General features: G+C 66.0%; 10 protein-coding genes. 2 read left to right on the top strand and 8 right to left on the bottom strand.

From position 1 onward, the window contains the following. Positions 1-14: 14 nt before the first annotated feature. From BIO17B3_RS13680 to BIO17B3_RS13705, 6 genes are all read right to left on the bottom strand, one after another. Positions 15-1,460 carry an efflux transporter outer membrane subunit gene (locus BIO17B3_RS13680; RefSeq protein WP_156054447.1) on the bottom strand — a complete coding sequence of 482 codons (1,446 nt, stop codon included), beginning with the start codon at positions 1,458-1,460 and terminating at the stop codon, positions 15-17. 5 nt (positions 1,461-1,465) lie between these two features. Continuing rightward, positions 1,466-4,570: an efflux RND transporter permease subunit gene (locus BIO17B3_RS13685; RefSeq protein WP_156054448.1), complete on the bottom strand. Its 3,105-nt coding sequence runs from the start codon at positions 4,568-4,570 to the stop codon at positions 1,466-1,468. After that, complete coding sequence (locus tag BIO17B3_RS13690) at positions 4,567-7,941, bottom strand: MdtB/MuxB family multidrug efflux RND transporter permease subunit (protein WP_255421404.1); 3,375 nt, start codon at positions 7,939-7,941, stop codon at positions 4,567-4,569. The genes BIO17B3_RS13685 and BIO17B3_RS13690 overlap by 4 nt, the downstream gene beginning before the upstream one ends. Positions 7,942-7,943: 2 nt before the next feature. Then, complete coding sequence (locus BIO17B3_RS13695) at positions 7,944-9,248, bottom strand: efflux RND transporter periplasmic adaptor subunit (RefSeq protein ID WP_156054449.1); 1,305 nt, start codon at positions 9,246-9,248, stop codon at positions 7,944-7,946. Between the two features lie 122 nt (positions 9,249-9,370). Beyond that, entirely contained in the window at positions 9,371-9,964 is a 594-nt protein-coding gene (locus BIO17B3_RS13700; RefSeq protein ID WP_156054450.1) for a cob(I)yrinic acid a,c-diamide adenosyltransferase, read from the bottom strand. Between the two features lie 2 nt (positions 9,965-9,966). Next, positions 9,967-10,455 carry a BLUF domain-containing protein gene (locus tag BIO17B3_RS13705; RefSeq protein ID WP_156054451.1) on the bottom strand — a complete coding sequence of 163 codons (489 nt, stop codon included), beginning with the start codon at positions 10,453-10,455 and terminating at the stop codon, positions 9,967-9,969. 157 nt (positions 10,456-10,612) lie between these two features. Between BIO17B3_RS13705 and BIO17B3_RS13710 the strand changes: the two genes are divergently transcribed. Together BIO17B3_RS13710 and BIO17B3_RS13715 are read left to right on the top strand one after the other, a co-directional pair. Continuing rightward, a complete protein-coding gene (locus BIO17B3_RS13710) occupies positions 10,613-12,019 on the top strand; it encodes an FAD-binding oxidoreductase (protein ID WP_156054452.1) in 1,407 nt (468 codons plus the stop codon). Positions 12,020-12,038: 19 nt separating this feature from the next. Beyond that, positions 12,039-12,446 carry a VOC family protein gene (locus tag BIO17B3_RS13715; RefSeq protein ID WP_156054453.1) on the top strand — a complete coding sequence of 136 codons (408 nt, stop codon included), beginning with the start codon at positions 12,039-12,041 and terminating at the stop codon, positions 12,444-12,446. An 8-nt stretch (positions 12,447-12,454) separates the two neighbouring features. On the opposite strand, the gene BIO17B3_RS13720 is transcribed toward BIO17B3_RS13715, so the two are convergent. Further along, entirely contained in the window at positions 12,455-13,015 is a 561-nt protein-coding gene (locus tag BIO17B3_RS13720) for a Uma2 family endonuclease (RefSeq protein WP_156054454.1), read from the bottom strand. 101 nt (positions 13,016-13,116) lie between these two features. Further along, positions 13,117-14,775 carry a S9 family peptidase gene (locus BIO17B3_RS13725; RefSeq protein WP_156054455.1) on the bottom strand — a complete coding sequence of 553 codons (1,659 nt, stop codon included), beginning with the start codon at positions 14,773-14,775 and terminating at the stop codon, positions 13,117-13,119. Positions 14,776-14,861: the final 86 nt, after the last annotated feature.

Raw genomic sequence — 14,861 nt, forward strand, 5'->3', positions numbered from 1 at the left:
CCGTCCGCGTGCGCCTATCGCGCTCCGACCGAAGCCGCTGGCAAGGGGCCGATGGCCGGCGTGTCGCCCGCGCCCCAGCCGCCGCCCAGCGCTTGAATCAGGGACACGCTGGCGGCGTAGCGGCGGTTCAGCAGGGTGAGCTGCGCATTGCGCGCGCTGGTGGCCGTGGTCTGCGCGGTGATCACGTTGAGGTAGGGCGCGGTGCCCGCCTTGTACTGGTTTTCGGCCAGACGCAGCGAGACCTCGGCGGCCTGCACCACCTCGGCCTGTTGCTGCGCCTCTTGTGCCAGGATGCGCTGTGCGGCGAGGTTGTCTTCCACCTGTTGCAGCGCGGTCAGCACGCTCTGGCGGTAGTTGGCCACCGTCTGGCGGTAGGCCGCCTGACTGCTTTGCACCTGTGCACGGCGCAGTCCGCCGTCGAACAATGTGGCCGCAAGTTGCGGGCCGATAGACCAGAACAGCGAGGGCGCGGAAAACAGCTCGGCAATACGCGCGGCCTGGCTGCCGCCTTGCGCGGAGAGCGTGAGGTTGGGGAACCAGGCGGTCTGCGCCACGCCGATCTGCGCGTTGGCCGCTTGCACCTGGGCTTGGGCCGCGGCCAGATCGGGGCGGCGCTGCAGCAACTGCGCGGGGATGCCCGCAGGAATTGCGGGCACTTCGGGCAGGGTGTCGCTGGCCGACAGGGAGAACTCCGCCGGGGGCTTGCCCACCAGCACAGCGATGGCGTTCTGCAACTGCACGCGGGTCACGCCCAGATCGGTCAGGCTGGTCTGCGCCTGCAATAACTGGGTGCGCGCCGAGGCCACGTCGGCGGCGGTGCCCACCCCGGCCTTGTAGCGGTTGTCGGTGATCTGCAGAGCGCGCTGGTAGGCGGCCACGGTGTTTTGGGCCAGCACGATCTGCGCGTCCACGGTGCGTAGTTGCAAATAGCTGGTGGCCAGGGTGGATTGCAGGCTGAGCTGGGTGTTGGCCAGGGTGGCGGCGCTGGCGGCAGCGGTGGCCTGCCCGGCTTGCACCTGCAGTCGCACTTTGCCCCACAGGTCGGGCTCCCAACTGGCGCCGAGCGAGGCGCTCAGGCTGTTGCCCACGGCGCCGTTGCCTGCGGTTCTGGCGCGGTTGGCCGAAGCCCCGGCAGTCACTGCAGGGTAGTAGGCGGCCTGGGCTTGTGCCACCGCAGCTTGCGCCTGTTCGTATGCGGCGAGCTGGGCGGCGAGGCTCTGGTTGTGCTGCGCGACCTGGGTTTCAAGGCTGGCGAGCACCGGGTCGTCAAACACGCTCCACCACGCGCCGCGCGGCGCCGCGGCCATCGCCTGCGCGGGTTCCCAGCCACTCCGGGCTTGGGCATAGCTGGCAGGCAGGGCGATTTTCACCGGGGCGTCAGGCGGCGTGGCGGCGCAGGCAGCCAGCATCAAGACCAAGGGTACGGCGAGCGACAGGCGGGGCGGGACGATGGTTTTCATGAGGTTCAGGCCGTGGAATCGAGAGCCGCCGAGTGGTCGCTGCGGCCGAATTTGCGCAGCGTCCAGCGGCGCAGGCGGTCGAGTTCGAGGTAGATCACCGGGGTGGTGTAGAGCGTGAGCGCCTGGCTGACGATCAGTCCTCCGGCGATGGAGATGCCCAGAGGCTGGCGCAACTCGGCGCCGTTGCCGGTGATGAAGGCCAGCGGCAAAGCCGTGCCCAGCGCGGCCAGCGTGGTCATGAGGATGGGGCGCAGCCGCAGCGTGGCGGCCTGATAGATGGCGTCGCGCGGGCTGGCGCCATGTTCGCGTTCCGCGGTGAGGGCGAAATCGACCATGAGAATGGCGTTTTTTTTCACAATGCCGATCAGCAGGAACACACCGATGAGCGCAATGATGGAAAACTCGGTGTGCGTGAGCTGCAAGGCCAGCAGCGCGCCCAACCCGGCCGGGGGCAGGGTGGACAGAATGGTGAGCGGGTGGAGGGTGCTTTCATACAACATGCCCAGCACGATGTAGATGGCGAAGATGGCGGCCATGATGAACAGCGGCTCGTTTTTCAGCGTGTCCGAGAACAGTTGCGCCGTGCCCTGGAAGCCGCCGTGAATCTCGGACGGCAGGCCGATGGCGGCGGTGGCGTCGTCGATCTTGGTCTGGATGCTGCCGAGCGATACGCCCTTGTCGAGGTTGAACGAAAGGGTGGACGAGACGAACAGGCCCTGATGGTTGACCGCCAGCGGGGTGTTGGTCAGTTCCTGATGCGCTAGCGCCGAGAGCGGTACGCGCTGGCCGCTGCTGCCCACCAGAAAAACATCGTTCAGCGCCTGGGCGTTGTTCTGATATTGCTGCGCGGCTTCCATCACCACGCGGTACTGGTTGAGCGGCTTGTAGATGGTGGACACCAGGCGCTGGCCGAAGGCGTCGTTGAGGGTCTGATCGATGGTGGACACGGCAATGCCATAGCGGGCCGCGGCCGCGCGGTCGATCACCAGTGAGAGCTGCAAGCCGTTGGCCTGCTGGTCGCTGTTGACGTCGTTCAGGCCCGGAATGCGCTTGAACGCGGCCAGCACCTTCGGCTCCCATTCGCGCAGGGTGTTCAGGTCGGAGGCTTGCAGGGTGTACTCATACAGCGCCGCCGAAGGCCGCCCGCCGGCGCGGATGTCTTGCACCGGGAACATGAAGGTCTGCGTCCCGGGTACGCGCGACAACGCCCGGCGCAGCTCGACGATGATGCTCTGCACGCCTTTGCGCTGATCGATCGGCTTGAGCTGCATGAACATGAAAGCGCTGTTGGTCGTGCCGCCGCCGGTGAACGCCACCACGTTTTCCATACCCGGGTTCTTGCGCACGATGGCAACGATCTGCTGCAACTTCTTGCTCATGTCCTGGAACGAGATCGACTGATCGGCCTGCACCGAGCCGATCAGCAGCCCGGTGTCCTGCGTGGGGAAGAAGCCTTTGGGCACGACCTTGAACAGATACACCGTCAAACCGATGGTGGAGAAAAACAGCACCAGCATCAGCACCGGATGCAGCAGCGCCCGGCGCAGGCTGCGTGCGTAGCCGTGATGGACATGATTCCAGCCCCGTTCCAGCCAGGAGCTTGGTTTGGGCGCGCCGTGAGCCGGACGCGCTTGCGGCCGCAGCCAGCGCGAGGCCAGCATGGGCGTGACGGTGAGCGACACCAGCAACGAGATGCCGATGGCCACCGACAGCGTGACGGCGAACTCGTGAAACAGCCGCCCGACAATGCCGCCCATGAACAGCACCGGGATGAACACCGCCACCAACGAAATGCTCATCGACAGCACGGTGAAGCCCACTTCTCGCGCGCCCTTGAAGGCGGCAGCTAGCGGCGACAAGCCTTCCTCCACATGGCGCATGATGTTTTCGAGCACCACGATGGCGTCGTCCACCACAAAGCCGGTGGCCACGATCAGCGCCATCAGCGAGAGGTTGTCGAGCGAATAGTCGAGCAGCCACATGGCGGCGAAAGTGCCCACCAGCGACAGCGGCACGGCAATAGCGGGAATGAGCGTGGCGCGCCAGTCGCGCAGGAACAGCCAGACCACGGCTATCACCAGCAGCACCGCGAGGATGAGGGTTTTTTCCACCTCGTCCAGCGACGCCCGGATGGTGGTGGTGCGGTCGGACATGAGGGTGATGTCGATGGCCGCCGGGATCGAGGCTTTGAGCTGCGGCAGCGCCGCCTTCACCCCTTCGACCGCATCGATGATGTTCGCCCCCGGCTGGCGGTAAATGATGAGCTGCACCGAGGGCTGGCCGTTGGCCAGGCCCATATTGCGGTCGTTCTGCAGACCTTCATACACCTGCGCAATCTGGTCGAGGCGGATCGGCGCGCCGTTGCGGTAGCCCACCACGATGTGCTGGTACTGCTGCGGGGTGGAGAGCTGGTCATTCGCGCCCACCTGCCAGCGATGCGTGGCGCTGTCGATGGCACCCTTGGGTGTATCCACATTGGCGCTGGCGATAGCCTGGCGCACCTGCTCCAGCCCCAGCCCCATGCCGTTGACGCGGGGCAGGTCGAGCTCCACCCGCACCGCAGGCAGCGCGGCGCCGCCCACGGTGACCGAGCCGATGCCCGCGATCTGCGAAATTTTCTGCGCCAGAATGGTGGAGCCCGCATCGAACATCTGCCCGCGCGACAGGCTCTTGGAGGTGAGCGACAGAATCATGATCGGCGCGTCCGCCGGGTTCATCTTTTTGTAAGTCGGCCGCCCGGTCAGGCCGGAAGGCAACAGCGGAATGGCCGCATTGATCGCCGCCTGCACTTCTCGTGCGGCATCGTTGATGTTTTTCGACAGACTGAACTGCAGAATGACGCGGGTCGAACCCAGCGAACTGCTGGAGGTCATCTGCGAAATCCCGGCAATCGTGCCCAGGCTGCGCTCCAGCGGCGTGGCCACCGTGGCGGCCATGACCTCCGGGCTGGCCCCGGCCATGCTGGCGTTGACCACGATGGTGGGGAAATCCACCTGCGGTAGCGGCGACACCGGCAGCAGCCGAAAGGCGATCAGCCCCGCCAGCAGCACCGCAAGCGCCAGCAGGCTGGTGGCGATGGGGCGGCGGATGAACAGGGCGGACGGGTTCACTGCGCGTCCTCGTCGGACAGCGCAGCAGCCGGTTGCGCCGATCCGAAGGTGCGCGCACGCCAGGCCGCCGTGCGGGTGGCGAGCCGGTCGAACGCCAGATAGATCACCGGCGTGGTGAACAGGGTGAGCACCTGCGACACCAGCAGGCCGCCGACGATGGCGATGCCCAGCGGCTGGCGCAGCTCCGAGCCCATGCCTGTGCCCAGCGCCAGCGGCACCGCGCCGAACAGCGCGGCAAAGGTGGTCATCAGAATGGGCCGCAGCCGCAGGTGCGCCGCCTGCAGCATGGCCTCATCGGGCGGCAGGCCCTGGTTGCGCTGCGCGTCCAGCGCGAAGTCCACCATCAGAATGGCGTTTTTCTGCACGATGCCGATGAGCAGAATGATGCCGATGATGGCGATCACCGTGAGGTCATGCCCGGTGGCCATCAACGCCAGCAGCGCGCCGATGCCGGCCGAGGGCAGGGTGGACAGAATGGTGATCGGGTGGATGTAGCTCTCATACAGCACGCCCAGCACGATATACATGGTGGCCACAGCGGCGAGCAGCAGCCAGAGCTGGTTGGACAGCGCCGACTGAAAGGCGCTGGCCGAGCCCTGGAAGGCGATGGTCACCGAGGCGGGCAGCGCAGCCTGCTTGGCCGCCTGCTTGATCGCGTCGACCGCTTCGCCCAGCGACACGCCGGACGCGAGCTGGAAGGAAATGAGCGCCGCCGGAAACTGGCCCAGATGGTCGATGGCCAGCGGCGTGGCGCGCGGCTCGATGGTGGCGATGGTGGACAGCGGCACCGCCTGCCCGTTGCTTCCGGTGAGATACACGCTGTTGAACGCGGCCAGCCCCTGGTCGGGCTGTTTTTCCACCCCGAGCACCACGCGGTACTGCGCCGATTGGGTGAAGATGGTCGACACCAGCCGCTGGCCGAAGGCGTTGTACAGCGCGCTGTCGATCGCGCTCATGCTGATGCCCAGGCGCGAGGCCGCGCTGCGGTCCACGTCCACATAAGCCTGCAGGCCCTGGTCTTGCAGATCGCTGGTCACGCCGGAGAGTTGCGGTAGCGCCTTGAGCCGGTCCATCAGCGCGGTGTTGGCGCGGGAGAGCTGCGCGGCGCTGGTGGCCGATAGGCTGAACTGATAGGGGTAGCGGCTGGCGATGTCGTTGATGGTCAGGTCTTGCACCGGCTGCAGATAGGTAGCTATGCCTTCGACTTTGGCGGCGCGCGAGTCGAGCCGACTGATGAGGGCTTGCACCCGCGGGCGTTGTTCCAGCGGCTTGAGGTAGATGAGCAGCCGCCCGGTGTTCATGGTGGTGTTCACCCCGTCGATGCCGACCACCGATGACACCGATTCCACCGCCGGATCTTTGAGCAGCGCATCGACCAGCGCCTGCTGGCGCGCGTTCATCGACTGGAACGACACGTCCTGTGGCGCCACTGTCGTGGCCTGGATCATGCCGGTGTCCTGCACCGGGAAGAAGCCTTTGGGAATGAGCACATACAGCACCACCGTGAGCACCAGCGTGCCCGCCGCGAACAGCAGCACCAGCGGCTGATGCCGCAGCACCCAGCGCAGCGCGCGGGTGTAGCGGGCCGAAAGTCGGTCGAAAAACGCGCCGGTGGAACGGAACAAATGACTCTGTTTTTCCTCCGGCGTATGCCGCAGCAGGCGGGCCGACAGCATGGGCGTGAAGGTCAGCGACACGATGGCCGAAATGACAATGGCCACCGCCAGGGTGATGGCGAATTCGCGGAACAGCCGCCCCACCACATCGCCCATGAACAGCAGCGGAATGAGCACGGCGATGAGCGAGAAGGTGAGGGTGATGATGGTGAAGCCGATCTGCCCCGCGCCCTTGAGCGCGGCGGCGAGCGGCCGCTCGCCGGCTTCGATGTAGCGCGAGATGTTTTCGATCATCACGATGGCGTCGTCCACCACGAAGCCGGTGGCGATGGTCAGCGCCATGAGGGTGAGGGTGTTGATCGAAAAGCCGAACAGATACATCGCGCCGAAAGTGCCCACCAGCGCCAGCGGCACTGCGGTAGCCGGAATGAAGGTGGCGCGCACGCTGCGCAGGAACACGAAGATCACCAGCACCACCAGCAGCACGGCCAGCAGCAGCTCGAACTGCACGTCGGCAATGGCCGCGCGGATGGTCACGGTGCGGTCGGACAACACCGAGAGCTGCGCGGCGGCGGGAAGCTGCGTCTGCAGGCTGGGCAGCAGCTTGTGAATCGCATCGACCACGGCGATGACATTGGCGCCCGGCTGGCGCTGCACGTTGATCACAATGCCGGGCTTGCCGTTGACCAGCGCGGCCTGCCAGGCGTTTTCGGCGCCCGTGCTGATGGTGGCCACGTCGCCCAGCCGCACCGGCGCGCCGCCGGAGTAGGCGATGATCATGTCGCGGTATTGCTGCGGCGACTGCAACTGGTCGTTGGCGTCGATGCTGAACGACTGCTGGCTGCCGCTGATGCTGCCCTTGGGGCTGTTGACGTTCGCCCCGGAAATCGCGGTGCGAATGCTGTCGAGCGTCAGCCCCAGCGCGGCCAGCGCCGGGCCGTTGACCGTCACGCGAATGGCGGGTTTATGTCCGCCCGAGAGCGTGACCAGGCCCACGCCCGACACCTGCGAGAGCTTCTGGCTCAGGCGCGTATCGGCCAGGTCGTACAGGGTGGTGAGCGGCAGCGTGGCTGAGGTCAGGCCGAGGGTGATGACGGGGGCGTCGGCCGGGTTGACCTTGGCGTAGATCGGCGGCTGCGGCAGGTCGGAAGGCAGCAGATTGCTCGCGCCGTTGATGGCGGCCTGCACTTCCTGCTCGGCTACGGAAAGCGACAGCGACAGATCGAAGCGCAGGGTGATGACCGACGCGCCGCCGGAACTCACCGACCACATCTGCGCCAGCCCCGGCATCTGGCCGAACTGTTGTTCCAGCGGGCCGGTGACCGAAGATGCCATCACGTCCGGGCTGGCGCCGGGGTAAAGCGTGGTGACCTGGATGGTGGGGTAATCCACCTCGGGCAGCGCGGCTTGCGGCAGCAGCTTGTAGCCCACGAACCCGGCTACCAGCACCGCAATCATCAGCAGCGTGGTGGCGATGGGGCGCAGGATGAACAGCCGTGAGGGGCTCGGCCGGTCTTCGAGCGGCTCCCCCTCCCAACCTCCCCCACGAGTGGGGGAGTAGAGGTCGGCGCTGCGCGCTTCCTTCGGATGCCCCTCCCAACCTCCCCCACGAGTGGGGGAGGAGAGGTCTGCGCTGCGCGTTTCCTTCGGATGCCCCTCCCAACCTTCTCCACCTGCGGGTGAGGGGTTTGCTCCCTCTCCGCTTTGCGGGGAGGGCTGGGGAGGGGAGGCTTTGTCGTCGTGTGGCGCACTCATGCTCAGCGTGCTCCGCTGGCGGCGGGCTTGGCGTGGGCGTCAGGCCGGGCACGCTCCTTCCCGGCGCCGCCTGCGGACTGCACCACTGCCTGCACCACTTTCACTTCGCGGCCGTCGCGCAGGCGGTCGAGGCCGTCGGTGACGACGCGCTCGCCCGGCCTCAGGCCGCTGACGATCTGCGTGAGGTTGTCAAACGCCACCCCGGTTTTCACCACCCGCATCTTCACCTTGTTGTCCGGCCCGATGACATACACATAAGTGCCGGGCGCGCCAACCGCCACGGCGGTGGTGGGCACGACGATCGCGTCAGGGATGGTGCGCACCAGCAGCCGCACGTTGACAAACTGGTTGGGGAACAGGGTCAGCTTCGGGTTGGCGAACTCGGCGCGCAAATTGAGCGTGCCCGTCGTGCTGTTGATCTGGTTGTCGGCCGCGACCAGCTTGCCGGTTTCGAGCAACTGGGTGTTGCGGGCATCCCAGGACTGCGTTTGCAACTGCTTGCCCGCCATGAGCTGGCTCACCACCTCGCCGATCTGCTGCTGCGGCAGAGCGAAGGTCACGTCCACCGGCTGCACCTGCGCGATGGTGGCAACCGGCGAGGCCGAATTGGTGCTGCTGCTGGTGTTGCTGCCCACAGCGCCCGAAGTCGTCACCATATTGCCGGCGTCCACCGGGCGCAGGCCGGTGAGGCCGCTGACCGGGGCGGTGATGCGCGTCCAGCTCAGTTGCAGTTTGGCGTTGTCGAGCGCGGCCTTGTTGGCGTCGAGCGTGGCTTTGAGCTGGGCCACGGTGGCGCGCTGGTCGCTGACCTGTTGCGCCGAAATCGAATCTTGCTTGAGCAGGGTTTCATAGCGCAGCAAATCGCTTTGCGCACCGGCGAGCTGCGCCTGCGTCTGCTCCAGTTGCGCCTGCGCCTGCTCCACCGCGATGCGGAAGGGCCGCGGGTCGATCTGCGCGAGCAACTGCCCGGCCTTGACCGTCTGCCCCTGCTTGTAGTCCACACTTTGCAGCAGTCCGGCCACCCGCGGCATCACGTTTACATAGCTGCGCGGCGTAACCGTGCCCAGCGCGGTGAGCCAGACCGGCACGTCCTGCGTTCTGGCGACCGATGCGGTGACCGGCTGCGGCGGCATCTGCCCTTTTCCCATTCCGCCCGGGCCGCGCATCTGCGCCTGCGCCGGGTGCTCGCTGCCCAGCAGGGTCAGACCGCCCGCGGCGAGCAGGGCCACGCCCAGCCCGCCCCAAAGCCAGCGGCGCGCGGTGAAAGGACGGCGATGTTGTTCGGGGGAGGGAGGGGTCGCAGTCATGGGCGGCGTGTCACGGTGGAAAAACAGATCGATTGGCAGTCTTCACATCCTGCCAGCGCGACGTGAAAGTCGTGTGCAGGCAGTGTGAAGAAGTATGTCGCTTTGAGTCTGCCGCTGGGGCGTCAAGCCTTGGGCTGACGCTGATGATTCCAATACACCTCGGTGCTGGCGGCGTCGCCCGCGCGGTTGAGCGTGCGCGCCAGCACGAACAGCAGATCGGACAGGCGGTTGAGGTACTGCAGCAGCTCGGCGCGCAGCAGCGTGGGCGCCTGCTCCTCGCCGGCCTGCGCCACTTCGCAGGACACCGCCACCACCGCCCGCTCGGCGCGGCGCGCCACGGTGCGGCACACATGCGCCTGCGAGGCCGTTTGCGTGCCGCCGGGCAAAATGAACTCGGCCAGCGGCGGCAGTTTGGCGTTGTAGTCTTTCAGCGCGTCATCAAGCGCGGCCACCTGCTCGGGTTTGAGCAGCGTCATGCCGGGCACCGAAAGCTCGCCGCCGAGATCGAACAGATCGTGCTGCACCTGCGAGAGCAAGGCGTCGATGGCAGGCGGCAGCCCCATGCTGCGCAACAGCCCGAGATGCGAATTCAGCTCATCGACCTCGCCCAGCGCCTGAATGCGCGCGGCCGATTTCAGACAGCGCGAGCCGTCCCCCAGCCCGGTGGTGCCCGCGTCGCCAGTGCGGGTGGATATGGCGGTGAGGCGCAGCCCCATGATCAGGCCGCCTCAGCAGAAGCCGCAGGAGCCGAAGAAGCCGAAGAAGCCGAAGAAGCTGCACTAGGCCCGATGCGCCGAGTATGTTCGGCAAGCTCCGACAGGATGTTTTCTGCCGCTTTTGCGCTGAGATCGAGCGGCGAAAATCGCGCTTCGAGCGAATAGGCCAGAAATAGACTGCGATTTTTTTCCGTGCTCAAGACATAACCCATCGACCAATCACCAAACAGCCGTTTATCAATCTCTTGATAACTCAGGATGGCCGACTGGTTGTGCCGCGAGTCACGCAGAATTTTGGCGTAAAGGGTGTTGATTTTCGAGCGAGCGCCTTCCAGAGCCTGGAGAAAAAATCCGTCAGCAAACACCAGCATGCCGGTCAAACCGAGAGGCTGGTTGTTGCGCCGAGAGGTGTTGAGAATGTCATGCACATCCGCCGGGCCAAAATTGGGAGAAATGCGGCTGGCGTAAATCATGCGAATCATGGGGTCCATACAGGCTCCGAAGTAGAGTAAAAACTAGCGCAGTGCATTGTGCCCGATGCGAAGATGCCTTACAGCGCGCGATCCTCAAGCCCGACTCCTAGCCCCGCTGCGCCCTCGCAGGCGAGCGTCTATCCTTCTAGCCGGAAACACTGACCGAGGACATCCCATGAACGTCCCCCTCACCCCGAAAATTCTCACCCGCCCCACGCCGCCCGCCCTGCTCGACGCCTTGGCCAGCCGCTTCGGCGCGCAGCTTTCCACCGCGCAGGCGGTGCGCGAGCAGCATGGGCGCGATGAATCGCCCTTCGACGTGCCGCCGCCTTCCGCCGTGGTGTTCTGCGAAAGTACGCAAGACGTGGCCGACGCGGTGAAACTGGCCGCCGCGCAAGACGTGCCGGTCATCGCCTTTGGCGCCGGATCGTCGCTCGAAGGCCAGTTGCTCGCGGTGCAGGGCGGCATCAGCCTCGATCTCACCCGCATGAACCGCATCCTCGACGTGGCCGCCGCCGACATGCTCGTCACCGTGCAGGCCGGGGTCACGCGGCTGCAGTTGAACGACGAACTGCGCCACACCGGCCTGTTCTTCCCCATCGACCCCGGCGCCGACGCCACTCTCGGTGGCATGGCCGCCACCCGCGCCTCGGGCACCAACGCCGTGCGTTACGGCACCATGCGCGAAAACGTGCTGGCGCTCACCGTGGTGCTGGCCGATGGCCGCATCATTCGCACCGGCACGCAGGCGCGCAAAAGCAGCGCGGGCTACGACCTCACCCGCCTCATGGTGGGCAGCGAGGGCACGCTGGGCATCATCACCGAGGTCATCCTGCGCCTGTACCCGCAGCCCGAGGCGGTGGCCGCGGCGGTGTGCTCTTTCCCCGACGTGGCGCACGCGGTGGACTGCACCATCGCCCTCATCCAGGCCGGCATCCCGATCGCTCGCGTGGAACTGATGGACCCCGGCGCTGTGCGCGCGGTCAACGCCCACGACCATCTCGGCCTGCCCGAGCAGCCCCTGTTGCTGATGGAATTCCACGGCTCGCCCGCCGGGGTGCGCGAGCAGGCCGAAACCGTGCAGGCCCTCGCCGCAGACCATGCCGGCTCCGACTTCGCCTGGGCCGACACGCCGGAAGAGCGCAGCAAGCTATGGAAGGCGCGGCACCACGCCTACCTCTCAGCGCTGCAAATGAAACCCGGCTGCCGCTGCGTCACCACCGACACCTGCGTGCCCATTTCGCGCCTGGCCGAAAGCATCAACGACACCATCACCGAGGCCGACGCCGCCGGGCTGCCCTACTTTGTCGTCGGCCATGTGGGCGACGGCAACTACCACATCGGCTACCTCATCGACCCCGCCAAACCCGAAGAGCGCGAACTGGCCGAACGCCTCAACGCCCAACTCGTGCGCCGCGCCCTCAAACTCGGCGGCACCTGCAGCGGCGAACACGGCATCGGTCTGCACAAGCAGGGCTTCCTGCGCGAGGAAGCCGGCGACGACGCGCTCGGCGTGATGCGCGCCATCAAGCAGGCGCTCGATCCGAGGGGCATCCTCAATCCGGGAAAGATTTTTGCGTGAAAGCGGGACCAGTAAGGCCATGTTCACCTACCTCATGCTCGGCAGCAACGATCTCGTTCGCGCGGCCGCGTTTTACGACCCGGTGCTGGCCGCGCTTGGGCACGCGCGTTGCGTGACCGAAGACGACGATCCCGCCCATGAAATCGGCTGGGGCTGCTACGCCGACGAGGGGCGGGTGGAACTGGCGCTGTGGCTATGCAAGCCCTTCGACGGTCAGCCCGCCACAGTGGGGAATGGATCCATGATCGCGCTGGCCGCCCGCAGCCGGGCGCAGGTCGATACCTTTCATGCCGCCGCAATGGCGCATGGCGGCCGCAGCGAAGGCGCGCCAGGTCTGCGCCCGCACTACGGCCCGGATTTCTACGCCGCTTACGTGCGCGACCCCGATGGCAACAAACTCGCCGCCGTCTGTCGTGCAGCGGCGTAGGGGTGCAATCACCCAGCGGGCGTCGGTTCCAGCCCGCTGAACACTTCCGTCAGGGCGATGCGCAGTTGCACGCTGGCGAGTTCCATCTCCGCCAGCCCGGTGAAATCGTGCAGCTCGAACAAGCCGCGTTCATTGCGCCGGAACACCTCCACGCTGCGGCTGTCCGGGTCGATCAGTACATATTCGCGCAACTCGGCGATGCGCCGGTACATGGCAAACTTCAGGCTGCGCTCAATGCCCTGCGTGCTGTCAGACAACACCTCGACGATCAGCACCGGATGACGAAACACCATCTCGGTGCGCAGGTCGTCGGCATGGCAGGTGACGAACACATCCGGGTAAAACACCGCCTCATCGGCCACCTGCACCTTCAGGCTTTCGGTGAACACCTCGCAGGGGCCGTCTCGCAGCGCAGATTTGAGGGCTGCAAACAGGTTGCCCGACACCATGCCATGCACCCGGCGCACCCCCACCATGGCGAAGGCTTCGCCGCGATAAAACTCGTGCCGCTCGGGCTGCGCGTTTTCCCAGACGAGGTAATCGCCCAAATTCAGTTTGTGTTGTGCCAAGGCCTTGTGGTCATCCTAGTCGTGTCCAAGCGGCGAAAGTGCAGTGTATTCTCGCCGCATTGGCTAGGTTGCGGTGTCTACATGGCGCCAGCCCTGCCTGCTTACTGCGCATACAGATTGAAGAAAGTGCGCGCCGCCACGGTGCAGAACGGGCGCTCGTCGGTGTGGTAGCTCTCCATCGCGTAGGCAGCGGCCTGCTGCGCCGTGTAGCCCTGCGCTTCAGCCGCTTGCACCACACCTTGTTGATACGCGATGAAACCACCTTGCACCGTGCTCGCCACGGTCTGCATGATCTGTTGCTGTACGGTGTTCAGGCCGTAGCTGGTCAGGCCGTTGCTGTAGGTGCCGGGGCTGCCCTGGTTGTCGAGGTCGAGGGTGGCAAAGCGCAGGCCGGGGTTGGTGGTCTGGGCCTTGTTCATCAGGGTGGCGGTCATGGCGGCGGCGTCCTGGTTCCAGAACACTTCGGGGTCGTGGTCGCCACCGCACATCAGCAGCGGCATGCTCGGGGTGTAGCCGCGCAGATCGTTGGCCAGGAGAATCTGCCGCAGGGGATCTTGCGGGTTGCTCGCAGGCGTTGGCGCAGTGGTGGTGAAATTGGGTGCGGAGCCATCAACGGGCGCGGCGCCGTCGGGGTGGGCGAGCACGTCGGCCACATATTGCGCGCGGTAGGCGGTGCTGATGAGGTAGTTGGTCGGATCGAAGCCCAGCGGGCCGAGCGGCCAGCCTTCGCTCAGGCTATCCAGCGCAGCGTTGCCGGTGGGCGGAGATTGAAAGATGGCGGTGTACGGAATCTTTCCGGCCTGCACCAGTTGGCCAAAGCCCGCAAAGCCCACGGGGCCGGGGAACAGGGTCGGCGCGTCCGCATAAAGCGGGTTGAACATGGCGGCAAGATCGATTTGCGGCGACCCCGCGGGCAGATGGGCGTAAGAGTTGGCGACCAGCGGCAGGTAGGCGGTGCCGCCAACGTTGGGATGTCCGAGCATGATTTCATCGCTGATGGCGAGCATGCCGTAAGGCCCGGACATCGGCGCGCCCGCCGTGGCCGGGCGGCCCTGCGCATCGAGCTTGGCCAGTGTGGCCATCGACACGAAGCCGCCTTGCGAATAGCCGGTGACGAACAGCTTGCCGTTGTCGCTCACGGGCAGGTTCAGTTGCATCAATGCTTGCCGCGCGGCCGTGAGGCTGTCGATCATGTCCTGCGACTGCTGCTGTTTATTGAGATAAGGCGCGTAGGGCAGGGGCGAGGTGTCGTAACCGGCGTAGTTGGGCGCAACGACGATGTCGCCCTGCGCGGCGAAGATCATGGCCACGCGTGAGGCGGTGCCGAAGGCGGGGTTGCTCGGGTCGCCGAGTGCGGCCAGGTCACGGTTCTTGCTCAGCGCGGTGCCGTGGGCGTAGAGCACGATGGGCTTTGCGCCCTGACATTGCGCGGTGCTGCCGGAGGGAATCATCAGCGCGCCGGTGGCGGTGGTGGGTTCGTTCTCGCCGCCCACGGTGGCGTAGGTGTACTTGTAGACCGTCACGCCGCAAACCGGGGCGCCAATGAGCTGCTGCACCCCGCTGGGGTAGCGGCCCATCCAGTGGCTCGACGTGGCGATGGTGTTGGTCGAGATCGCCGCAGTGGGCGTGGCGCTGGCTGAAACCAGGGTGTCAGCCGTGCCGGTGGTGGGAGTGGGCGTGCCGCCACCGCCACCGCAGGCCGCAAGCAGCAGGGCGCTGGAACTGACGGCCAGGGCCGTCTTCAGCGAGAAGGTGTGCATGGGTTGTCTCCGTCGTCTGGCCGTGTCGCGGCCTTAGATTTATCTGAAAATCGAACGCTCGTTCTTTTCTGATAATTCTCCGCTTC

Source organism: Thiomonas sp. OC7, from assembly GCF_900634595.1.
Classification (GTDB): domain Bacteria; phylum Pseudomonadota; class Gammaproteobacteria; order Burkholderiales; family Burkholderiaceae_C; genus Thiomonas; species Thiomonas arsenitoxydans.